The sequence below is a fragment of the Bacillus sp. 11C genome, assembly GCF_055486375.1.
In genome coordinates this window covers 46,495-67,601 of the sequence record NZ_JBUPVZ010000002.1, presented here as the reverse complement: position 1 = coordinate 67,601, position 21,107 = coordinate 46,495, and the positions used below count along the sequence as shown (strand labels likewise).

At 34.7% G+C, this 21,107-nt stretch carries 22 protein-coding genes and 3 pseudogenes; 16 read left to right on the top strand and 9 right to left on the bottom strand.

Going from position 1 to position 21,107, the window contains the following annotated elements; genetic code table 11:
* The first annotated feature begins 10 nt into the window (after positions 1-10).
* The 4 genes from ACY3LV_RS02980 to ACY3LV_RS02965 are packed head-to-tail and all read left to right on the top strand — an operon-like array spanning position 11 to position 4,244.
* Positions 11-337: a YddF family protein gene (locus ACY3LV_RS02980; protein WP_014662881.1), complete on the top strand. Its 327-nt coding sequence runs from the start codon at positions 11-13 to the stop codon at positions 335-337.
* A gap of 3 nt (positions 338-340) precedes the next feature.
* On the top strand, positions 341-2,737 hold the full coding sequence (locus tag ACY3LV_RS02975; RefSeq protein ID WP_464863375.1) for a CD3337/EF1877 family mobilome membrane protein: 2,397 nt from the start codon (positions 341-343) through the stop codon (positions 2,735-2,737).
* Complete coding sequence (locus ACY3LV_RS02970; protein WP_464863374.1) at positions 2,734-3,723, top strand: bifunctional lytic transglycosylase/C40 family peptidase; 990 nt, start codon at positions 2,734-2,736, stop codon at positions 3,721-3,723. The genes ACY3LV_RS02975 and ACY3LV_RS02970 overlap by 4 nt, the downstream gene beginning before the upstream one ends.
* Positions 3,724-3,737: 14 nt before the next feature.
* On the top strand, positions 3,738-4,244 hold the full coding sequence (locus ACY3LV_RS02965; protein ID WP_464863373.1) for a hypothetical protein: 507 nt from the start codon (positions 3,738-3,740) through the stop codon (positions 4,242-4,244).
* A gap of 362 nt (positions 4,245-4,606) precedes the next feature.
* Here the strand turns inward: ACY3LV_RS02965 and comI are convergent, their stop codons facing one another.
* Positions 4,607-4,705 carry a competence inhibitor ComI gene (gene comI / locus ACY3LV_RS02960; RefSeq protein ID WP_186437250.1) on the bottom strand — a complete coding sequence of 33 codons (99 nt, stop codon included), beginning with the start codon at positions 4,703-4,705 and terminating at the stop codon, positions 4,607-4,609.
* A gap of 226 nt (positions 4,706-4,931) precedes the next feature.
* On the opposite strand from comI, the gene ACY3LV_RS02955 reads away from it, so the two are divergent.
* From ACY3LV_RS02955 to ACY3LV_RS02930, 6 genes are all read left to right on the top strand, one after another.
* Positions 4,932-5,318 carry a cystatin-like fold lipoprotein gene (locus tag ACY3LV_RS02955; RefSeq protein ID WP_464863463.1) on the top strand — a complete coding sequence of 129 codons (387 nt, stop codon included), beginning with the start codon at positions 4,932-4,934 and terminating at the stop codon, positions 5,316-5,318.
* A 119-nt stretch (positions 5,319-5,437) separates the two neighbouring features.
* Entirely contained in the window at positions 5,438-6,754 is a 1,317-nt protein-coding gene (locus tag ACY3LV_RS02950; protein WP_464863372.1) for a hypothetical protein, read from the top strand.
* 230 nt (positions 6,755-6,984) lie between these two features.
* The gene (locus tag ACY3LV_RS02945) at positions 6,985-8,160 is read left to right on the top strand and encodes a response regulator aspartate phosphatase (RefSeq protein ID WP_464863371.1); all 1,176 of its coding nucleotides are present in this window, start codon (positions 6,985-6,987) and stop codon (positions 8,158-8,160) included.
* 273 nt (positions 8,161-8,433) lie between these two features.
* Positions 8,434-9,417: a bifunctional lytic transglycosylase/C40 family peptidase gene (locus tag ACY3LV_RS02940; RefSeq protein WP_464863370.1), complete on the top strand. Its 984-nt coding sequence runs from the start codon at positions 8,434-8,436 to the stop codon at positions 9,415-9,417.
* A gap of 14 nt (positions 9,418-9,431) precedes the next feature.
* Complete coding sequence (locus ACY3LV_RS02935; RefSeq protein ID WP_333561167.1) at positions 9,432-9,899, top strand: hypothetical protein; 468 nt, start codon at positions 9,432-9,434, stop codon at positions 9,897-9,899.
* A 62-nt stretch (positions 9,900-9,961) separates the two neighbouring features.
* Positions 9,962-10,342: a cystatin-like fold lipoprotein gene (locus ACY3LV_RS02930; RefSeq protein WP_333561341.1), complete on the top strand. Its 381-nt coding sequence runs from the start codon at positions 9,962-9,964 to the stop codon at positions 10,340-10,342.
* A 164-nt stretch (positions 10,343-10,506) separates the two neighbouring features.
* Here ACY3LV_RS02930 and ACY3LV_RS02925 read toward each other — a convergent pair whose 3' ends face one another.
* Complete coding sequence (locus tag ACY3LV_RS02925; protein ID WP_464863369.1) at positions 10,507-10,683, bottom strand: hypothetical protein; 177 nt, start codon at positions 10,681-10,683, stop codon at positions 10,507-10,509.
* A gap of 83 nt (positions 10,684-10,766) precedes the next feature.
* On the opposite strand from ACY3LV_RS02925, the gene ACY3LV_RS02920 reads away from it, so the two are divergent.
* Complete coding sequence (locus tag ACY3LV_RS02920; protein ID WP_333561165.1) at positions 10,767-11,390, top strand: hypothetical protein; 624 nt, start codon at positions 10,767-10,769, stop codon at positions 11,388-11,390.
* Between the two features lie 211 nt (positions 11,391-11,601).
* Positions 11,602-11,816 (top strand): annotated as a pseudogene (locus ACY3LV_RS02915) (cystatin-like fold lipoprotein); the annotation flags it as partial.
* A gap of 9 nt (positions 11,817-11,825) precedes the next feature.
* Here the strand turns inward: ACY3LV_RS02915 and ACY3LV_RS02910 are convergent.
* Positions 11,826-12,545: a DUF4145 domain-containing protein gene (locus ACY3LV_RS02910; protein WP_333561164.1), complete on the bottom strand. Its 720-nt coding sequence runs from the start codon at positions 12,543-12,545 to the stop codon at positions 11,826-11,828.
* Between the two features lie 242 nt (positions 12,546-12,787).
* Here ACY3LV_RS02910 and ACY3LV_RS02905 point away from each other — a divergent pair.
* A pseudogene (locus tag ACY3LV_RS02905) lies at positions 12,788-12,988 on the top strand (response regulator aspartate phosphatase); the annotation flags it as partial.
* 91 nt (positions 12,989-13,079) lie between these two features.
* On the opposite strand, the pseudogene ACY3LV_RS02900 reads toward ACY3LV_RS02905, so the two are convergent.
* The 3 genes and pseudogenes from ACY3LV_RS02900 to ACY3LV_RS02890 all read right to left on the bottom strand — a co-directional run bounded on the left by ACY3LV_RS02900 (position 13,080) and on the right by ACY3LV_RS02890 (position 16,125).
* Positions 13,080-13,641: pseudogene (locus tag ACY3LV_RS02900) on the bottom strand (GNAT family N-acetyltransferase).
* Between the two features lie 236 nt (positions 13,642-13,877).
* Entirely contained in the window at positions 13,878-14,393 is a 516-nt protein-coding gene (locus ACY3LV_RS02895; RefSeq protein ID WP_333561163.1) for a hypothetical protein, read from the bottom strand.
* A gap of 10 nt (positions 14,394-14,403) precedes the next feature.
* Positions 14,404-16,125 (bottom strand): T7SS effector LXG polymorphic toxin, encoded by a 1,722-nt coding sequence (locus tag ACY3LV_RS02890; RefSeq protein ID WP_464863368.1) that lies wholly within the window; start codon positions 16,123-16,125, stop codon positions 14,404-14,406.
* 243 nt (positions 16,126-16,368) lie between these two features.
* Between ACY3LV_RS02890 and ACY3LV_RS02885 the strand changes: the two genes are divergently transcribed.
* Both ACY3LV_RS02885 and ACY3LV_RS02880 read left to right on the top strand, forming a co-directional pair.
* Positions 16,369-17,229 (top strand): DUF3427 domain-containing protein, encoded by an 861-nt coding sequence (locus ACY3LV_RS02885; RefSeq protein ID WP_333561162.1) that lies wholly within the window; start codon positions 16,369-16,371, stop codon positions 17,227-17,229.
* 90 nt (positions 17,230-17,319) lie between these two features.
* Positions 17,320-17,667 carry an HNH endonuclease gene (locus tag ACY3LV_RS02880; RefSeq protein WP_333561161.1) on the top strand — a complete coding sequence of 116 codons (348 nt, stop codon included), beginning with the start codon at positions 17,320-17,322 and terminating at the stop codon, positions 17,665-17,667.
* Positions 17,668-18,184: 517 nt separating this feature from the next.
* Here the strand turns inward: ACY3LV_RS02880 and ACY3LV_RS02875 are convergent.
* From ACY3LV_RS02875 to ACY3LV_RS02865, 3 genes are all read right to left on the bottom strand, one after another.
* Entirely contained in the window at positions 18,185-18,526 is a 342-nt protein-coding gene (locus tag ACY3LV_RS02875; RefSeq protein ID WP_333561160.1) for a multidrug efflux SMR transporter, read from the bottom strand.
* A gap of 18 nt (positions 18,527-18,544) precedes the next feature.
* The gene (locus ACY3LV_RS02870) at positions 18,545-18,865 is read right to left on the bottom strand and encodes a multidrug efflux SMR transporter (RefSeq protein ID WP_333561159.1); all 321 of its coding nucleotides are present in this window, start codon (positions 18,863-18,865) and stop codon (positions 18,545-18,547) included.
* A gap of 407 nt (positions 18,866-19,272) precedes the next feature.
* A complete protein-coding gene (locus tag ACY3LV_RS02865; protein ID WP_333561158.1) occupies positions 19,273-20,268 on the bottom strand; it encodes an acrylyl-CoA reductase family protein in 996 nt (331 codons plus the stop codon).
* 158 nt (positions 20,269-20,426) lie between these two features.
* Here ACY3LV_RS02865 and ACY3LV_RS02860 point away from each other — a divergent pair, with 158 nt between their 5' ends.
* Positions 20,427-21,020, top strand: a complete 594-nt coding sequence (locus ACY3LV_RS02860) for a TetR/AcrR family transcriptional regulator (protein ID WP_333561157.1) — start codon at positions 20,427-20,429, stop codon at positions 21,018-21,020.
* Positions 21,021-21,107 lie beyond the last annotated feature (87 nt).

Genomic DNA, 21,107 nt, shown 5'->3' with positions numbered 1-21,107 from the left:
TAAGACGTACATGGAAATTGCTTTATTAAATTCTCTTGTCGTAACAGTTCCAGGATTTTATAAAGCTGAGAAAATTACATTAGAAGATGCACAGCAGTGGCTTAAGTATTATGAAGGGCGATACAAAAGCTTTATAGGTCATAAATCAACGGCACAGTTTCTTCAAGAATTATTAGGCATTAAAGTTGAACAGAATCGAAAGATTTTTAGACATATGAAGTATCAGAAGGCAATCTGTTTTTCTCTGAATGAACGTTATCCTGAAAATGTTGTGCTATCGAAAAAAGACTTAGAGAAAGCCAGATACCAATTTTATTTATTAACTAGATTAGATTAGGAGGTGGCTGTGATGAAGAAAAAAAGGATTCTGATTGTATCGGCTATCGTGTTGCTGTTTTTAACTGTTGCTTCTGCTGTAACAGTATTTTCGGCTGATGGAGATACCACCACTCAGCCAAAAGTCGAAAAAGCCGGCGGCGTTGAATTGAAGGTGAAAAGATTTCCTATCTCACGCTATCAAGCGAATAATGAAGCATCCGATGATTTAATCAAAGGGGCGTTTGTTGGACTGACAAACGTCACTTTTTCTTTTGCCGGAAACATTGTCCGTGTGGTTGATGCGGGAATGGATATTTTGTATAACTTGCAACCAATTGACGAGTTCGCAAATTCTATTACAAACGTCTCTAAAACAGTTTATAAAACACTGAAAAATAATTTCGGTGAAGTTTTATTTATTTTCACGTGCGCCTATGTTGTCTACCTGTTCTGTGTGAGAGGTAGCGTAAAAGAAGCAATCCGGCGGAGTATTCTATTTATTTGTGTCATGGTGATCGGCGGGCTTTGGATGTCGAACGCTGGTTATTACATGAAAGCGTTGAATGCCTTGTCTGTAGAAGCGCAAGGAAAGCTTTTAACTGCGGGAAATGGATTGGTTGGCATTGTTAATGATGAAGGCAATTTTGCAGACAGTTCTGCGATTGAAAAAGGCAAAGAAATGGAAGGCACAGTTGCGGTTATGCGTAATCTTTACTTTGACATTGCTTTGATGAAGCCATTTCTAATTGTGAACTTTGGAGAAACAAGTGAAGCAAAAATTAATGAAAGAGGTGATTCGAAAGAGAAATTATCGAGGGTCGATAAATTGCTTTCATACAAGCTGTCAAAAGACGGAGAAAAAGCAAAACAGAAATATATAAAGGACACTGAAATTGAAAAATACGATAATGAGTCTATGACCTCTGGGAATGTCTTTAATCAACTTGGAGAATCTTTTATCGCTGTGGTCGCTTCTATTGTCATTGGGATACCTTTTTTAGCATTAGCGTTTTTTAACTTCTTGCTTCAAATTATCGCTTTAGTGATTGTATTCTTTGTGCCATTCGCTTTCATCTTAGCGTATGTTCCTCAATTAGCTTACTCTGGATTTGTTACGCTTGGACGCTTGGGGAGTGTTTACCTACTGAAAGCAATGTTAGGGGTCGTCGTTCTGTTTGTGTATGTGACTTGTTTTATCGTTGACAAGTTAATACCGCCAAATGGTTTCGGAATGTATCTTTTAAATGTCGCTGTCCTTGCCTCAATCTTGTGGATTGGTTTTCACAAGAGGGATGCCATTATCAAGTTTGTGACTGCTGGAAAAGTTGTTTCAGTTGATAATAATATGATGGAAAACATGAGACAAAATGTTGTTCAACCAGCTTGGGAAAATGCGAAGAAAATAGGAAGCACATTGGGTAACGGAGGTGGCGTATTTACTGACTTTGCAAAGAATTTTAGGGGGAGAAAAGATGGTTCAAATGCTGATGGCGTAACTGGCGCTTCAAGTGGCGGCGGTAATTCACCGAGTGGGGCTGCTATGGGATATGATAATACTCATGCCATTTCAAGAACCCCGCAAAAAGAAACAGCTAACGGAATAGCTAGTCATAACAATCGAAATTTAAAGCGAAATCCTCAAACTATATCGAAAGAACAACAAAAACAAAAAGAAGCCTTTGCAAATGCAAAAGAAAATAATCAGCAATCCCATTTAGACAGATTGAGAAAAGACGGTATAAACTCTCCTATGCTGAAAGATGCTTTGAATGAAGGAAATGAGGATTTATCCAAACGAGCACCTATTTTACAGGATAAAAAGGATGAATTAGCTAGAACAGATCAAAAAGAATATGTTGAACAGCTTCTTAAACAGTCAGATAATCAGCAACAAACTGACGATGCATCATTACAACTTAAAGAAGAAACTACTTCTAATAGAGCGCCAGTTTTACAAGAGAATGAGAAAGATACAGAACGTACAGACCAAAAGGCATATGTTCATGAAGGACAAAACCAGAATACTGAAACTGAAAAACATCATGACTTTGAAGTTCAGAAAGATGATTCTGTTTCAAAGAGTGAGCCTGTAGCACAAGAGAAGACAGCAGAAATCAAAAGATCAGACCAAAAAGTCATGACGAATCAACCTACAAAAGTAGAAAATCAACCTATTGCCAATAGCGAACGTAAAATCAGACCATCTGAACCCGCAAAAGTTCATTCAGATGGTATTCGTGTGGCTGTTGCCCCTGCTGAAAGTAAGACTGTATCAAGAGAAAAACAGCCTTCATCACAAACAATTAAACGGACTGAACAAAGCGTTAATACATTTGAGCAAGTGTCTTTAAATGAAATTGCAAGACGCTCTTCATCAAAAGTAGAAGATCGACTGAGAAGGGATGAAAGAACAAAATGATAAGTAAAAAGGTAGTTCTTCCTTTGGCGTTCTCGGCTCCTTTTATCTTCTTTTTTGCTTTATGTGTCGTAGTGGTTATGACGATTTCAAGGGAAAATCAAGTCGGGGACGATTTTATAGGCGGTGGGGATGGCGAATATGAAACGGTTGGCATTGCACCGGAGGTCGAACGATTTAGGGCTGTATTTGAGAAGTACGCCCGTCAGGAAGGTGTTTTTGATCAAGTGAATATTATTATGGCGCTCACCATGCAGGAAAGTGGTGGGCGTTCTTTAGATATCATGCAAAGTTCCGAAAGTATCGGCTTACCTCCCAACTCCATAACTGACCCAGAATATTCAATTGAAGTCGGCATTAAACATTTTAAGAAGGTGTTTAAACAGGCTGGCGGTGATGTTCGTTTAACCTTACAGGCGTACAACTTCGGTTCTGGATTTATAGACTATGTGAAAAAGAATGGCGGGAAATACACAAAGAAATTAGCACTTGATTTTAGTCGACTGCAAGCCTTTAAAATGGGCTGGAAAAGCTATGGTGATCCAAGCTATGTTGACCACGTCATGAGATATGTAAAGGGTTCTGATAAAAATGTAGCGCCTGTGAATGGCTCTATGGACTTTTATGAAACGGTCATGAAAGAAGCTTTGAAGTATGAAGGGCAACCGTATGCTTGGGGTGGTTCAAACCCGAAAACTGGATTTGATTGTTCGGGCCTTGTTCAGTGGTCTTTTGCGAAAGCTGGAATCACTCTTCCTAGAACAGCACAAGAACAACATGGGGCAACAAAGAAAATAAGTGAAAAAGAAGCGACTGCGGGTGACTTAGTGTTCTTTGGCGGCACATATGAAGGAAAAGCCATTACTCACGTCGGCATATATGTAGGCAATGGCAGAATGTTTAATTCAAATGACAGTGGAATCGAATATTCTGATCTGAAATCAGGTTATTGGAGAGATCACCTTGTATCTTTTGGACGAATCAAATAACTAGGAGTGAAAGTATGAAAACACATATTGCATGGGCTTCAGCTTGTTTATTATTGATATTGCTGACCGGATTTTTTACGAATGGACAGCAAACGTATAAGATTGAAAAGTTAAAGGATAAAAATGAAGTTCTCACAGAAAAAATCCAGGAATTGAACCATATAGAATCAACTAGCAGCGCTTCGGAAAATAAGGCATTTTTTGAAGCGTTTTTTAATTACTCCGATATAGATAAGCGGTATGAAACAGTTAAGAAGTATACAACTGGAAAAGGATTTGACTATGCATTCCCTTCTCGTTCTGATCAAAAACATACAGTCAGCGTGCAAAGTAAATTACTTTCATTAGAGAGCTATTCAAAGCCGTTAGATAAGTCCCGGGAATTGTTTTTAAACATTGTTGAAATCTCAACGACTGCAAATTCAGTCACTACGAATCAAGTGTTGATTGTTCAAACTACTATGAAGAAAGAAAAAGATGGTTGGTTAGTTGATAATGTGCAGGTCAAGGGGAATGGATAAAGTTTTCCCGGTCTGTCAGAGAGCGAAGTTCTCTTAAGGGAATTTATTCTCTCTTAGAGAACTAATTGTTGCAATGTATATTCAATGTGGGTACACTGTAATTACAGCATCGTTATGATATAATTATGATATCACTATGATATCATTTAGTGTAATGACAGTCAGTACACGCTTATAGGTTTATAATATACAGTGTGTCGGGAATATTATTTGTTTTAATGAGTATACTGTGAATAAAAAAGATCGAAGATGCTGGTAACATCTCCGATCTGCAATAGAATAGCTCCTGCAAGGGAGTCGGCTTTTTTCCAAAAGTCTAATTTATGAGTAGGAACGCTAAGATGTAGGAGTCTGGGGCGTTCTTACTTTTTTTTGTTTGTGAAATTATAGGCTAACGTCAGAATCGCTACAATTAGGATTCCAAAAGAAAGCATCAACTGAATTGCACTTTCTACTGCCATATTCTCACCTCCCTTCTTTCCAAACGTGGAGGTGAGCCGAACGCCCCTACAAAAGCCGATCTATCGCTAAGTTTTACTTTATAGGAACTTAATGGAGAATACAAGTAGCAAAGTTGTTTTTACAAATACTCAGAATTACTCAATCATGTCATCATTCTGGATAAAAAGTGGAAAAGAACGAATTGTTTGTTTATACTAAATATTGAAAAAGGAGGGAATGATTGTTTTGAAAAACCTTTTTATTTTTCTTAGTTTGATGATGATGTTTGTTCTAACTGCATGTGGTGGAAACAAGTATGATGATGCGATTAATGAAGTTATTGATCAAGACAAAAAAAGCGCAAAAGAATCGGGCGCTGATACCAGTATATATACAAGAGAGAATGCTTTAATTCGTGTGTATGATGGAGGAAAGTATATTCAAGTTGCTTTTTATCTTCCAGAAGATCATTCTCGTGAACTTTCACCATATGATTACTTTGAAAAACTAGGAGATAAATATGAAGAAATGGATAGCATGCCTGGAAACGGAGAGAATGATAGACTAGGTTTATCAAAGAAAACACCAGACTATGAAGAAGTAAAAGGAAAAGAGACAAAGTTAGAGGAGTAAACCGTGTGTTTACTCCTCTTTTTTTCAATTTATAAAAGGATTGCTGTAAATCCACTTTGAAGAAGTTGATGTATAATATATGAGAGCGAAAATATAATTCAAATAAGAAGGGTGTTAAGATGGCGTATAATCTTAGAGAAGAGATGGAGAAAATAGATCATCACAAGACTAAGAAATATTTTGAAGAAGTTGTAAGTTCTTATGAAAATAAAAATTTTAGGTCTGCAATAGTGATGTTATATTCTGTAGTCATTTGTGACTTAATTTATAAACTTTCTGATCTTAGAGATATCCATAACGACCAAAAAGCAGAAAAAGTTCTTAGTGATTTAGATGTTGAGAAGGATGAAAACCCAGTATCGCCTCAATGGGAAAATAATTTAATAGAAAAAGCATTCAAAGAAGCAAGAATTTTAGAAAACGATGTGTACACACATATTTTGGCATTGAAAAACGACAGAAATTTATCTGCCCATCCGGTTGTTAATTCTATAGAAATTTTATATGAACCTACAGAGGAATTAGTCATATCACATATCCGAAATATGTTGGACGGTTTACTTATAAAAAAACCGATATTTTCAAAGTTAGTTTTCGTTCCATTTCTTGTGGAGATTGCAAGGGTTAAGAATGAATTTTCGTCAATTGAGAAATTGAAAACTTATCTTAATTCCAAGTTTTTCAATTACTTTAATGATGAACTGACGGAGTACGTATTTAAAAATTTGTGGAAGTGTGTCTTCAGAAAAGAAGGATCCAATGAGGAGGAAAATAGAAAGGTAAACTTTGATGTACTAATGATCTTATTAGAACAAAACCAAACTTTATTAAAGAGATTAGTAAAAAAAGAAAGAGATTATTTTAGTGATTTTCTTGACAAAGAAATTATTATTGCAAAGTTAATTAATCTTTTGGCAATTTACCCGGATATTTACGAAGTATTGAAAACTCATGCTAAGCAATTAATAATTAATAGAGTGAAAGGAAAGAGAGAGTATGAGTATTTAGCACATTTCTTGTCTCCTACAGTTGAAGAGCATTTTAAAAAGCTTAATAACGAATCATACGATGAAACATTTCAGAATTCTCTAACGCCATTTTCGCAATATACAGTGTTTAAACAAAATGAAATAGAGTTTTTAAAAAAAATAGCTGAAGATAATTGTTGTTTGGAGAGTTTTTATGATCTTATGATCAGTCAACACATACATAGTAATTACTTTATCAATGCTGATATAACATTTAATTATTGTATTAATCCATATTTTAAAAACTTTAACGCGAAACAATTTCAAGCACTTCTGTCTGGTATTAACTATAATCCGCAATGTTATAAAAGAAGAGATGCAAAATCAGACTATGGAATAATTAAGGGCGAAGCGAGTAAATATTTAGGCGAAAACTTTGAAAAAAAATATCCTAATGTATATGAATAAAAGATACACTTGGGAAAAAGTGAAAAAAAAAGAGAGGCATAGAGCCTTTCTTTTTTAATTTGAAATGTTTCTGTCAAGTCGCAAAAGAATTGCTATGACCGCAAAAAAACCGCAAAGGAGTAGATATAATGTACCTTTTTGCAATTCATCTTTGTATACTTAAATTAAATCTGACATAATACAATTAATGTAAAAATTATCATAATTTATGTAGGGGTGGGGGATATTTCTTGCGTCCGATTCTTTTAGATAAAACTAAAATTCCGTATGATCTAGTTACGAAAAAATTAAATACTTGGTACACTTCGATAAAGAATGATCAAGTTGAAAAAGCTGAGAGAATAAAAAAAGAAGTAGAAGTGGAATTAGTAAATATGGAAGAGAACCAAGACGCTCTGTTATATTATCAATTGTTAGAATTCAGGCATGAGATAATGCTATCCTATATGGAATCCAAAGAAATAGATGACCTAAATAGTGCTTATGAGACAATAAAGGAAATAGAAGAGCAGGGGCAATTGACAGGAATGCTTGAATATTATTATTTCTTTTTCTTGGGTATGTACGAATTTAGACGAAAAGAATTAACAAGTGCTATAAGTGCTTATAGGATTGCTGAAACTAAGTTATACCAGGTTGAGGATGAGATAGAAAGGGCAGAATTTTTCTTCAAAGTATCGTACGTTTATTATTATATGAAACAGACTTATTTCTCAATGAACTATGCTAATCGCGCGCTAAAGATATTTAAAAAATATGATGAATATGCTGTCCAGACATTACGATGTCAATTTATTGTTGCAGGTAATTTAATTGATTCTTTGGAGTTTGAAATGGCTTTACAGCAATTTTTAAAGGCTTTAGATATTGCAGAGGATATAAAGATTGATCATTTGATTGGTATGTCTCACATGAATATTGGAATTTGTTATGAGGAATTAAAGGATTACGATAATGCTGCTAATCATCTGGATTTATCAATTAAAATTTTTGAAAAATCTGAACACATCTTTTTAACAAAAGCTTTATTTGCTATGGCTCATGTTGAGGCGAAAAGAAATAATGTTAATGTTGCTCAGGAATATTATTTGCATGGTAAAGAGGTAGCTAAAAAGAACAAAGATAAGGAATACACAGCAAAGTTTAAAATTTTGGAAGGACTTTATTTTTCGAATGGTGAATATCATTTAATTAATGAAGCATTTTCTTATCTTGCAGACAGAAAAATGTTTGCAGACGTTGAAAATTTTGCTACCGAAATTGGGCATTATTTTCATCATCGGGGAAATTTAGAGCTATCAAATGAGTATTATCGTATTAGTATTGAGGCGAGACGAAGAATAAAGAAAGGAGAGATTATAAATGAAGATCAGCCGAATTCTATTGACAGTAATGGTGTTAAGTAGCTTCTTAGCATTTACTCACTTTTCGGATACAGACAATGCTTCAAATGGTGGTTTTAAAATTGCCGCAGATCGAGTTGGTGCATAAAGAGGAAGGGATTAGACCTTCCTTTTTTTATTTGGACGGATTGCTGAACTTGTGCCCATTTTGTGCCCAAAATAGATATAAACCGATGTAAATAGATGTAATGAATGACCTCAAATGCTTGAAATAACAGGCTTTTGTAACTGACAATATACTTCCACTTTATTGAGGGCCTAGTGGGTGAATAACCCGTGGAGGTTCAAGTCCTCTCGGCCGCATCAATGATACCAAGGGTTTTGACGACCTTGGTATTTTTTTGTGCTTTTTTAAAAATTGTGTACTCCCCACGAACTGCCCACTTGCCTAAAGGCGGCGGGGATGGCGAATATGAAACAGTTGGCATTGCACCGGAAGTCGAACGATTTAGGGCTGTATTTGAGAAGTACGCCCGTCAGGAAGGCGTATTTGACCAAGTGAATATTATAATGGCGCTCACCATGCAGGAAAGTGGTGGGCGTTCTTTAGATATTATGCAAAGTTCCGAGAGTATCGGTTTACCTCCAAACTCCATAACTGACACAGAACGTTCGATTGAAGTTGGAATTAAACATTTTAAGAAGGTTTTTAAACAGGCTGGCGGTGATGTTCGTTTAACCTTACAGGCATACAATTTCGGTTCTGGATTTATAGACTATGTGAAAAAGAATGGCGGGAAATACACTAAGAAATTAGCACTTGATTTTAGCCGACTGCAAGCTTTTAAAATGGGCTGGAAAAGCTACGGTGACCCAAGTTATGTTGACCATGTCATGAGGTATGTGAAAGGCTCTGATAAAAATGTAAAGCCTGTGAACGGTTCTATGGATTTCTATGAAACGGTCATGAAAGAAGCTTTAAAGTATGAAGGGCAACCGTATGCCTGGGGCGGTTCAAATCCGAAAACTGGATTCGATTGTTCGGGCCTTGTTCAATGGTCTTTTGCGAAAGCTGGAATCACTCTTCCAAGAACAGCACAAGAACAACATGGAGCAACAAAGAAAATAAGTGAAAAAGAAGCGACTGCGGGTGATTTGGTGTTCTTTGGTGGCACATATGAAGGAAAAACCATTACTCATGTTGGCATCTATGTAGGCAATAGCAGAATGTTCAATTCAAATGACAGTGGAATCGAATATTCTGATCTAAAATCTGGTTATTGGAGAGATCACCTTGTATCTTTTGGACGGATTAAATAATTAGGAGTGGAAACATGAAAACACATATTACATGGGCTTCAGCTTGTTTATTATTGATATTGCTGACCGGATTTTTTACGAATGGACAGCAAACGTATAAGCTTGAAAAGTTAAAGGATAAGAATGAAGTTTTGACAGAAAAAATTAAGGAATTGAACCATATTGAAGCGTTTTTTAATTACTCGGACATAGATAAGCGATATGAGGCAGTTAAGAAGCATACAACTGGAAAAGGATTTGACTATGCATTCCCTTCTCGTTCTTATCAAAAGCACACAGTCAGTGTGCAAAGTGAATTACTTTCTTTAGAGAGTTATTCAAAACCCTTAGATCAATCCCATGAATTGTTTTTGAACATTGTAGAAATCTCAACCACTGCAAATTCAGTTACTACGAATCAAGTGTTGATTGTTCAAACGACTATGAAAAAAGATAAAGATGGTTGGTTAGTCGATAATGTGCAGGTTAAGGGAAATGGATAAAAAGTGGCAAAGATTAAATTGTTTGTTTATACTAAATATTGAAAAAGGAGGGAATGTTTATTTTGAAAAACCTTTTTATTCTCCTTAGTTTGATGATGATGTTCTTTTTAACTGCATGCGGCGGCAATAAATATGATGATACGATTGATAATGTAACCAATCAATATAAAGAATATAAAGGCGATGATACTAGAGTAAATGTTTCGAGGGCTAATTCTATAGTTCGGGTTTACGATGGAGGAAAATATATTCAGTTCGCATTTTATATGCCTGATGATTCTTCTCGTGAATTAACTACTTTTAAATACTATGAAAAACTTGGAGACGAGTATATAGAAATGAGCGACATGCCCGGAAATGGTGAAAATGATCGTCTTGGCTTATCAAAGAAAACGCCTGACTATGAAGAAGCCAAAGGTAAAAAAACTAAGTTAGAGGAGTAAACCATGTGTTTACTCCTCTTTTTCTGTTTACAAAAGAATTGCCGTAATGTTGGCGTCAAGTCGCAAAAGTATTGATATAACCGCTAAGAGTAGATACAATGTATCTTTTTGTAATTCACCTTTGTAAAATTGAGGATGCTTTTTTCATTTGATCTTAAAAAGGATTACTTTTCAGAAGAGTTACCAAAAGTAATTCTTAAAACAATGCCCATAATAATAATTGCAATTAGTCCAATAATATTAACTATTGTTAAAATAGATTCATTATCTACAAAAATATTAACAATAAACGAGCCTGCAACGATCAATAGTATCAAAAAATATAAACTTTTTTTTTTCATAAACACACTCCTATTTTTTAAAAAATATGTTATTATTTTCATTGCAAAATAATTCTATAAAAATATTGTAAAGGAGTTTTATCGTGAAGAAAAGCATTAAACAATTGGTCATTGTAATCTGTTTCTCTCTAATTTTCACTACTATAACAATACCAATAGCTAACGCAAAAGAAAATTCTAATGATGTTTCTTCTGAGCAAGTTAATGTAGAAGCTCAAAACATGAAAAGAACTCTCGAACCTCTATTAGAATTAATTGATCAAATGCCAGAGGATGTTGCGGTACAAGGAATAAACTCCGGTGTTGAATGGTTAAACGTACATAAAGGTAACGAATTTGAAGGTTATGAATTTGTTGCTGATGGAGAAAACCTAACTGCTGTTAAAACCGTCCAGGAAAGTATAGGACCATTTATAGTATTGAGTACATGGAGTTGCATTTCTAGTGCTGCTAAAGCTATAGCAGTAAATGCTATCCCCTGGGCAAAGATCTTAAAAGTTAAAAAAGCCGCAAAATTAATGGGCGGACTAAATTCAATGACAAAAACAATTATCACAGCTTATAAACATCAAAGAAACCTAGGACTTTCTAGAACAAATGCTATAAAAAAAGCCGTAAAAGTATCTACTAAAGCACTACCAGGTGAAACTCAAAAAGCCGTACTAGAATTCTTTAGTTTAGGTGACGTTGTTGATAATTGTTTCTAATTGTTTTAAAAACAGAATACAAACAGGTTTAAATTATCAAGACCTAAATTATAAAAACCCTTAAAATAAAGGAGAAAGCATATAGACATATATAATATGTTTTCTCCTTCGAAATTGATTACAGACACAGTCAAGATACTGTGGTTAAAGCCCACTCACCAATCGCTCACGGTGCAATTCTTGATATAAACGATACAGTGTATTTATAAAAGTTTGTGACGGAGGCAAATATATTCAATTTGCGTTTTACCTTCTGAAAGATCTTTTCGTGAACTGACATCGTACACCTATTATGAGAAAGTCCGCGATAAGTATCAAGAGATGGATGGTATGCGAATGAATGGTGAAAATGATCGTCTAGGCTTATCAAAGAAAACACCAGACTATGAAGAATCAAAAGGTGAAGAGACAAAGTTAAAGGAGTAAAACGTGTGTTTACTCCTCTTTTTTTACTCTTGGATTCATTTTTCTCATTCTAGGTGTTCGATGGGGTGCTCTTTTTTCGGTGAATTTTTTTCCTGTCACCATCTCCATTTGACGTCTAGCACTGGCCATTTCAGTAGGAAGAATGTAAACATATTCAAGTATCTTATTTGTGAATTTAAATAAAGGCTCAACGATAGTACTATTAAATTCTATATCATCACCATGAGCAGCTACATTCCCTGCCTCTTTAATCATCTTAGAAAGACCGCCCATTAAAGGTGGTAAAATGTTCCTTTCTTCTAAGTCGTTAAGTTTTGCATGAAGTGTTCTTCCGATAGCCCCTTTATTTTTACAAACCATTTCCAAAGTTCTTCTAAGAGCCATTAGGCATACCATAGCATCAATCTTCCTTACTTTTAAAGCTGACTCATAAGCAGATTTAATGTTTTTAGGTAAGAGGTTTAAATTCACCTGCTCACTATATGGGAACAAAACTTGACCATCTTTATAAATATCATCACCCTCGTAGTATACTTCTTCAGTATTCCAATGAGTATGATACAGTTGAAATTCAAAACAAACAGGACACTCGAACACTTCAAATATGTCATTAAATTGGGCTTCATAAGAGGTTAATGGTACAAATGTATTTTTTTCATATCTGTTTAATAAATTCATAGGTGCCTTAGTTCCACAATGTGGGCAAGTGAGAATTATATTTTCTTCCATTTTTAGCTCCCTCAATAGATTTTTCCTCGTATTATAGCACTCTTGTTAAAATTGTAAAAATTTTTACCAATGATTTCAAAAGTTAATCAATTTATGTCAAGTCTCAAAAGAATTGCTGTGACCGCAAATAGGTAGTTACTATGTACCTTTTTGCAATTCATCTTTGTAAAATAAAGAGGGTTCTGACATAATACAATTAATGTAAATATTCGTACAATTTATGTAAGGATAGGGGAATTTTCTTGCGGGGTGTTTTCTTAGATAAAGATAAAATTCCGTACGACTTAGTCACGAAAAAATTAAATGAATGGTATACATCAATAAAAAATGAGAAAAAGCAGAGATTATAAAAACAGAAGTAGAGAAAGAATTGCAAAACATGGAAGAAAACCAAGAATGCATTGTTATATTATCAGCTATTGGAATTTAGGCACGAGATAATTAAAGGGCCATAACATATTAGTATATAAAATATGTTATATACCTTCTTGTTCCCTAACGCACTCGTTACTTTAAGTGTAAATGTTCGCTATGTTACTTTATTATGGAATAAAAACAAGTATCAGTCAGCTTGCTGCCATCTGCGGATAAATCATCATTTCTTAAAGTGCCTTCGAATACAAACCCCAGTTTTTCTGGGATAGCACGACTTTTAAGATTTGTTGATTCACACCTTATTTCAATTCTTCTAAATTTTAAATTGTTTAACCCAAAGTCAGCTAATTTCTTTACTGCTTCTGTCATATATCCATTCCCGCTAAATTTAGAATTTATCCAGTATCCAATTTCACATTTAGGAATGGTCCAGTTAATTCTCTGAAGGCTAATTATTCCAATAAAGTCATTGCAATCTCTATCAAAAATAAGAAACCGAAAACTCTCTCTTTAAAAAATCTATATGAGCATTTCTTACATTGATCTCTGTCTCTTCAACAGTTGGAAGTTCTTGAGCAAATGGCAACCACGCTTTTAATTCACCAAAGGAATCTCTAATTGCTTGATTTACAATTTTCCCGTCTCCTATTTGGTGTGGTGCTCGAAGAATGAGTCTTTCTGTTTCTAATTGTAAAGGAACATCTAACAACAAAGGATTCATTTGATTTCTCCTCTCCAAAATGAAATATTAAAAAAGAAAGTAATAAAAAAACTCTCATCTCCAAAACTAATTCTAAAGCACGAGAGTTATAACTTCTTGTTATCTCTCTGGAAGGGTTACTCTGAGATCCTTTTCTATCTCTTTCATTTGTTTATCGATGACGCCTTCAGTAAGAATTGAATATTTTTTATTCTCATCAAAGAATTTTTTCACTCTAGAGTAATTCACATTTAACCTCACATACATTTGATTTGGGTTTGCAATTCATCGATCTTATTAAGTTCATACTCATAATCACAGTTTTCTTCTAAAACAAAATTCATAGTTTCAAAGAAACTTCTCGCATTCTTTAAGAGTGATTCAAAAAAATCAAGTTTCGGTAGTAATACTTTTTGTTTTTCAATTTCAAATAACAACATATCATTCGATATTGATTTCATTTTCAATAGAAGGGGTTGATCTGGAAAATAAGTTTCGCTTTTTCCTGTTTCAATAGCTTCTTCGATTAGATTTAAAAAATAAGCCCACAATTGGTCAACCAAGTCCCACATAGTGACATCAAGCAAATCTTGTTCACCATATTTTAAAATAATCGCCCCAGATAAATAGTAAGAGTCTAACTGTGGTTTTATGTTCTTTAGTCCCTCTATATTGCTAAGTGGAACAAAGTAATCGTCAATATTATTTTTTAAGATTGAAAGATTGTTTATCTTCTTATTTGGCCTAAGAATTAATGATTGAATATAAAACATTTTACCTCTCCTATTTTTCCGGATAGAATTGTCCTACTCTTCCTTTTTGAAAGCCAACAACATATTGTTGACCCTCATATATTCCTCTAATTTGATAACTAAATTTAGTTCCTTTTTTCGTTAACTCTTCACGGTTTTGTTTCATAATTGATTCTATCGCATCTGCAACATCGTTAACAGTCATCTCTTTATTGAAAAAAGATTGTTGAGCTTTAACTGAACCATCCCATAAATTAGGATGATGGCGCTCTAAAATATGCTTCATTCCTCGTTTGTCTATGAGGAATGATTGTCCTCCAAAAATGTATTTTCTGCTTTGAAAAGTTTTTAATTCGTTTACAACTTCATGCGGCTTAGCCTTCTTTAATCCTTGTACAGTAGACGAGGTCTTGAATATTTCAAGTGCAGAGTTTTTATAATTCTCTCCATCAATCACGTTAAAAGGAAAAGTTCCTGAACCACCAGCCATTGCATACTGTTGTTCAAAAACATTTGGAATTTTAACGTATTCAATCCCTTTTTTTATTCCTGCTTTTGAAACTTCGAGCGTCTTAATTGCAGCAACTTTTGAACCGGCTTTTGCAACTTTGGATACTTTATCGATACCCTTCGGACCAACTATTGCAAGAACAACCGTACTGCCTACATAGGAAACCCATTTTGCTCTGCTGTAGCTGTCTCCATTAATCATATCACGTTGAAATGTGTCTTCTATGTCTTTTGCTATGATCTTATAAGTATCGATTGGATGTAAGGCTGCGTTCACAGTTCCAGAAAGCGATTCAATCGGGTGTCTTGCAAGTTGATAGAGACCCATCACTGTATCTTTACCTGCTTCATACATTCCCACTGCAATACCTTTTCCAATTTCAGCTTTTTGTTGGAGTTCTTCGAGCTGACGGAAATAAACTTGCTGGTCAGGTTCCAAATTCTCGTATCCTATTTTCTTCGCAATTTTTAAATACTCGTCTGGATCTGTTACCTTTACAAGCTGTTTTTTCAAATCTTTTATTTCTCGTTTTTTGGCTTCCTCTTTTTTGATCTTTAAATAAGCTTCAGATTGCTTCTCGATATTGCTTTTTTTCTTATGTATATCGCTCTCACGGTATGCCTTGGCATTATAGTGAAGGGGTGTAGCATTTTTGCCTTTGCCTGTTGATTCCTGTAACTTTTGAAAGTCTGCTTTAATGAATTGTTCGTTAGGTTCAGTTATTGCATATTCAGTTTTTAAGTTTTCGTCCACATCGCCTATTTTATCAACAGTCTTTTTCCGTTTGTTTTCGGCAGAAGAGAGCTCATCCTTAAAAGTCTCAGTTGAAAATAAATCAAGTGGAAGAATGTCATCGATGTCATTCAGAATATCTTTCATTGCTTTCTTCTGCTCAGACATAATTGATTTTGATTTTTTATATGCGTTTGCTAATTCATGTTCTAAGAAGGATTCCTCGATATATGCATCAGATAAGCTGGCATCTTCTAAAACACTTGAGATACTAGTAAGGAAAGCGATCTTCATTTCAATTAAATCAATCCATTGATCAGTGACACCCACATGATCGTGATAAAATGCTTTGATATTGTTTGCTCCCTTGCCAGAGAACTCACTGTCATCCAGATCAGCAACAGCCTTAAATGCTTTTCTTAGCTTAATCATTTGATTTTTCAATTCTTTATAATCTTTTGCTCGGTTTTCAGCTTCAGATAACAAAGACTTAGCTTCAAATACCTTCATTGTCCAATCCTTTCAACGATTTTATATCTAAATATTACCATAGGATAGATATGAAGGTTTCAAAAAAATGTTTAAGGAGAGGTGACGAATTTTAGCTCACTTGAGCATAATGAATGTTAAAGAAGTAATGTTGTTTATATTCAAAATATATTTGTCTTTCATTTTTGAAACAAAATCAAAAACATTTAAGTAAATTCCGATGATAGTGTTAGGAAGACTGTATAATAAAAAGAGATAGAGAATATGGGGGAACTAAAAGTGAGTTTAGGGAAATCAGTTGGACTAAACATAAAAGAAAAACAAGCCCTTAAACCGACAGGGTTCTGGACATTTTTCTGTAACCCAAAGGTTTGGGCTATTGATGATTTTTTGAGTTCAAACCAAATAGAAGATACATTTTCCATTACAAGTTGGCAAAAAGAGTGGTTTAATGAAGGTCAACAAGGGATTATTAGAGTTGGACATGATAACCGGAATAAAGAAATGTTAAATGGTAAACCAAAATTAAATCGAGGTATTTATGCGGTAGTAGAAATAACGGGAAAACCCGTCTACTCATCTGATAAGGATGAAAATTATTATTATGAAGAAAATGATCATTTCAATTACCGAGTACCAGTTAGATACATAAAGAATTTGCTGAATTCACCAATCTTACTTGAGGATCTAGATTTTGAAAATGATGAATATGATAAATACTTAATAAAAGGGTTTCAAGCCTCATCAATGCCGTTAAATCCAAAAACATTTACAAAAATAACTTCATTGATTCATAACACTGATGCACATCCTTTGAAAATTGGAGAACAATACTCAAGAAAAGATATATACAAGATTTTTAACGTACCAGAAGGTAAACAGGGCGGGAATTGGAACACGGGGTATACTTCATTTAATAATGACGTATTTGTCTTTGTTAATATAAGTTCAGCCGGAAGAACGGGGCATGATTACGATAATAAATTTATCGGAGATGACCTTCAATGGTTTGGTAAGAATAGTCACTCATTACAAAATGCTTCTATTCAGTCTATGTTAAAACCCAAAGGTAATATTTATATTTTCACACGTGAAGATAGTAATAATCCCCTCTTTACTTACTAAGGAAATGCCAGAGTAAAAGGATTTCATGACACTAAGCCAGTCAAAATTATTTGGGAATTTAATGATGAAAAAGAAATCCGACATAATCAAATGGCTGAAGAAATTGATAACCCAACAAGGTATATAGAAGGAGCCACAAAAAAGGTCTCAGTCAACGTCTATGAGAGAAATCCCATGGCAAGGAAAAAGTGTTTAGAGCGTTATGGTTTTAGTTGTGTCATTTGTGGGTGTGATTTTGAAAAGATATTCGGAGAATTGGGTAAAGGCTTTATACACGTACATCATATAATTGAGTTAAATCAGATAGGCAAGGAGTACGAAATTGACCCGATCAACGATTTACGACCAGTTTGTCCAAATTGTCATGCTATGTTGCATAAGAAGAAACCAGCTTTCACAGTCGAGGAGTTAAAAGACATTATAAACGATAATAGATAAAAGCAACCATTACTTTAATCGGGGGGCTACTCCATTTTTACTCCTGAATATGAATTAACAAGTATAAGTGCGCATAATCAAAATAAACAAACACTGATATATAAAGGTTTTATAATAGAGAACACAGATTCACTTTATTGTGGGCCTAGTGGGTGAAAAACCCGTGGAGGTTCAAGTCCTCTCGGCCGCATCGATGATACCGATGGTTGTAGACCTTTAGTATTTTTATGTCTTTGAAGAAAGTGTGCTAATAACGCCATTTTCCTTTTGATGTTTGCCATATACGCAATCGTTGTTCTTACTAAATGTGACCTAGACGGCCCTTTATTGTCAGTCTTCACCTTGGTTTATTAAATGGGCGGCAGGGAATCTCGTAAGGTTTTGTTGTGTATACTCACAGTTTTCGAATGTGTCTATAATACATAATTTCTGGGTTCACATTAAATAAATTATAAGCATTAAAAAGGAGTGGAAATCTTTTAGAATCCACTCCATTTTGTTGCATGGAATTTATACATTAACAACTTTGCTTTTTTTCTTCTTTTGGCATATTGAGGATAATAACTCCACCAATGATGAGTGTAAGTCCTATGCCTTTTATGAGGCTGAACTCCTCCTTCCATAAAACAATTCCTATTAATGCTGTAAGAGCTGTGCCGACTCCAGACCATATCGCATAAGCTACACCCAAGGGTAATTTCATTAAGGATAAGGATAGGAAATAGAAAGACAGTCCCATTGCAACCACAACACCTATAGAAGGAAACAAATTGGTGAAACCATTAGAGAGCTTAAGCATGTTCGTTCCTAAAAGCTCAAATAAAATGGTTAACATTAAAAAAAAATAACCCTGGGGCATTTTAATCTCCTCCCTAGATTAATTAGTTGCTAATCTCATTACCACCACACCAATGATAATAACCGCAATTCCCAACACTTTTTTTAAATCTAGTTTCTCTTTATAAAACAATACGCCTACAACTGCCGTAAGTGCAGTGCCTGCACCAGACCAAATGGCATAAGCTGTCCCCAGAGGAATTGTTTTAATGGCTGTTGCAATACCGTAAAAACCTGCTCCCATACCAATCAAGACGCCAAGAGTAGGGTATAATTTTTTAAAACCATCTGATAGTTTTATCATTGAACTTCCAAAAACTTCAGCAAGAATGGCTAAAGCAAGAACGATATAGGCGCTCAAACTATATACCTCCTATAAGATATTCTTTTTGGGAGTAAGTACCCTTTACCTAGAGAAACAATTTCCTCTTTATCATCTAATCCTGTAGACATACAATAATTATTAAGGAAGAAATAAAGTAAAGGCTCAGACCCATGGAAAGACAATGAGTTTGAGCTTTGTTTACCCAATACGAAACTACGGGGCAGGAACCACATTTTTATTTGTACAATGGTTAAATGAATAAGCATTTTCATACCACTACGACTGTGTAAGCTGAGTGGGGAGGGCACTGCTGGCACTCCTTGTATTTTGCTAATAACATAAAGTGAGTTATAAGAAGTAAAGAAATTCCTGTTGAAAAAATCTCTTTACTATCCCTTTAAGACATTTTTAACCTTAGCCACTGGATGAGTACTGATGAATAATCAAATTATTTTTACAACCGTTCTCCCTCTTACTTGTCCTTCCAATATTTCAGGAAGAACGTTAGGAAGTTGATCTAAAGTAATTTCTTGTGATATAAATTCCTCTAAATTAGATGGTTTAAAATCTGTTGCTACACGATCCCATGTTTTTAACCGTGTTTCCATTGGACAATATACAGAATCAATTCCAAGTAAATTAACGCCTCTTAAAATGAATGGAAAAACAGTAGTTGGCAGTTTTGTTCCAGCTGTTAATCCACTCACAGCAACGGAACCTCCATATTGAATTTGACTTAAGATAGAGGCAAGAGGTTCCCCGCCTACAGGATCAACAGCTGCCGCCCATTTTTGTGATCCTAAGGCTTTAACCTTCCCTCCATAGGTCATATCCCGTGAAATAATTGTACTAGCACCAAGATTTCGTAAGTAATCATATTCTGACTCTTTACCTGTACTAGCTTCTACTTGATAACCTAGAGAGTTAAGGAATGAAACAGCAAAACTACCAACGCCACCTGTTGCTCCTGTTACCAGAACTTTTCCTTTTTCAGGAGATAGGTTATTTTCTTCTAGACGTTGAATAGATAGAGCTGCTGTGAAGCCAGCTGTTCCTACTACCATCGCCTCTTTGAGGGTTAAATTATCAGGTAAAGGTACAATCCAGTTTCCAGGGAGGCTTGCATATTCGCTAAAACCGCCAAAATGAGAAACACCTATATCATAACTTGTGGCAATCACCTTATCCCCCTCGTGAAAGCGAGGATCATTAGAAGAAATGACTACACCTGCTAAATCTATACCCGGTATAAATGGGTATTTTCTTACGATTTTCCCATTGGGGTTCCCTGCAAGTCCATCTTTGTAGTTAATCCCAGAGTAGTGTACTTGGATGTGGACATCACTTTCTGGTAAAAACGCTGGAGAAACATTCTTTACTTTTACTGAAAATTCATCATCAACTTTGTTTACAACTAGAGCCTTGAATTCGTCTTTCATTTTATAAATCCTCCAATATGCTATCTTGATGTGAAACCACTTTTAGTATACCCAATTATTCTGACCGGTCAAACTATTTTGTCTGGTCAGATTAATTTTGTGTGGATTTCATGAACTGTTGTATACTAATTGAAGGTTTAGCTTTCTGGAGGTTTATTATGAAGAAAAAAGCAGAAGAAAGAAAGAATCAAATATTAAGGGCAGCTTTCCAAGCTGTGTCAACACAAGGTTATAATTCAGTTACACTACAAAGTATTGCAGATCACGCAGGAGTTAGTAAGGGCGTCGTGCATTATTACTTTGATAATAAGGAAGATACCCTGTCTCAACTACTTGAGTGGCTTACAAATAAAATTTATAAACATGAATTAGAAGCAGTGAATTCGGAATTTGCGCCACTGGATAAGTTGAAAGCTTATGTAAATTCAATATTTGTCTCTCCCGAGGGAAATGAAAAGTTTTATAAGGTTTATTTAGATTTCTTGTCTCAGGCGAGCCGAAATGAAACGTACAGGAAAATTAACCATAGCTTTTATCAACAATGCTGGGGCATCACATCTAACATTATTATTTTTGGACAGGAAACAGGCGTATTTGACCAAAGTATAGATGTTGATAAAGCTTCAAAAACAATGCGATCTATTGTAGATGGATTGCTCATTCAATGGCTAATGAGTGAAGATATAAATTCACATGAATATTATAAAGAGATTTGTTATCAGAGCTTTTTGAAGCATTTAAAGCTCACTTAATTCTATTGGTTTATCTCCATTCTTTACGTAACAGAAAAAGACATAACGAATCTAAAAACAGAATATGTCCCTTAATTAAGAAGTTAA

Bases quoted from the DNA above. Each gene is read 5' to 3' on its own strand.
- ACY3LV_RS02895 (WP_333561163.1), bottom strand. From the start codon at position 14,393: ATGTTTTATATTCAATCATTAATTCTTAGGCCAAATAAGAAGATAAAC.
- ACY3LV_RS02890 (WP_464863368.1), bottom strand. From the start codon at position 16,125: ATGAAGGTATTTGAAGCTAAGTCTTTGTTATCTGAAGCTGAAAACCGA.
- ACY3LV_RS02860 (WP_333561157.1), top strand. From the start codon at position 20,427: ATGAAGAAAAAAGCAGAAGAAAGAAAGAATCAAATATTAAGGGCAGCT.
- ACY3LV_RS02885 (WP_333561162.1), top strand. From the start codon at position 16,369: ATGGGGGAACTAAAAGTGAGTTTAGGGAAATCAGTTGGACTAAACATA.
- ACY3LV_RS02880 (WP_333561161.1), top strand. From the start codon at position 17,320: ATGGCTGAAGAAATTGATAACCCAACAAGGTATATAGAAGGAGCCACA.
- ACY3LV_RS02950 (WP_464863372.1), top strand. From the start codon at position 5,438: ATGGCGTATAATCTTAGAGAAGAGATGGAGAAAATAGATCATCACAAG.
- ACY3LV_RS02980 (WP_014662881.1), top strand. From the start codon at position 11: ATGGAAATTGCTTTATTAAATTCTCTTGTCGTAACAGTTCCAGGATTT.
- ACY3LV_RS02910 (WP_333561164.1), bottom strand. From the start codon at position 12,545: ATGGAAGAAAATATAATTCTCACTTGCCCACATTGTGGAACTAAGGCA.
- ACY3LV_RS02865 (WP_333561158.1), bottom strand. From the start codon at position 20,268: ATGAAAGACGAATTCAAGGCTCTAGTTGTAAACAAAGTTGATGATGAA.
- ACY3LV_RS02875 (WP_333561160.1), bottom strand. From the start codon at position 18,526: ATGCCCCAGGGTTATTTTTTTTTAATGTTAACCATTTTATTTGAGCTT.
- ACY3LV_RS02965 (WP_464863373.1), top strand. From the start codon at position 3,738: ATGAAAACACATATTGCATGGGCTTCAGCTTGTTTATTATTGATATTG.
- ACY3LV_RS02925 (WP_464863369.1), bottom strand. From the start codon at position 10,683: ATGAAAAAAAAAAGTTTATATTTTTTGATACTATTGATCGTTGCAGGC.
- ACY3LV_RS02970 (WP_464863374.1), top strand. From the start codon at position 2,734: ATGATAAGTAAAAAGGTAGTTCTTCCTTTGGCGTTCTCGGCTCCTTTT.
- ACY3LV_RS02935 (WP_333561167.1), top strand. From the start codon at position 9,432: ATGAAAACACATATTACATGGGCTTCAGCTTGTTTATTATTGATATTG.
- comI (WP_186437250.1), bottom strand. From the start codon at position 4,705: ATGGCAGTAGAAAGTGCAATTCAGTTGATGCTTTCTTTTGGAATCCTA.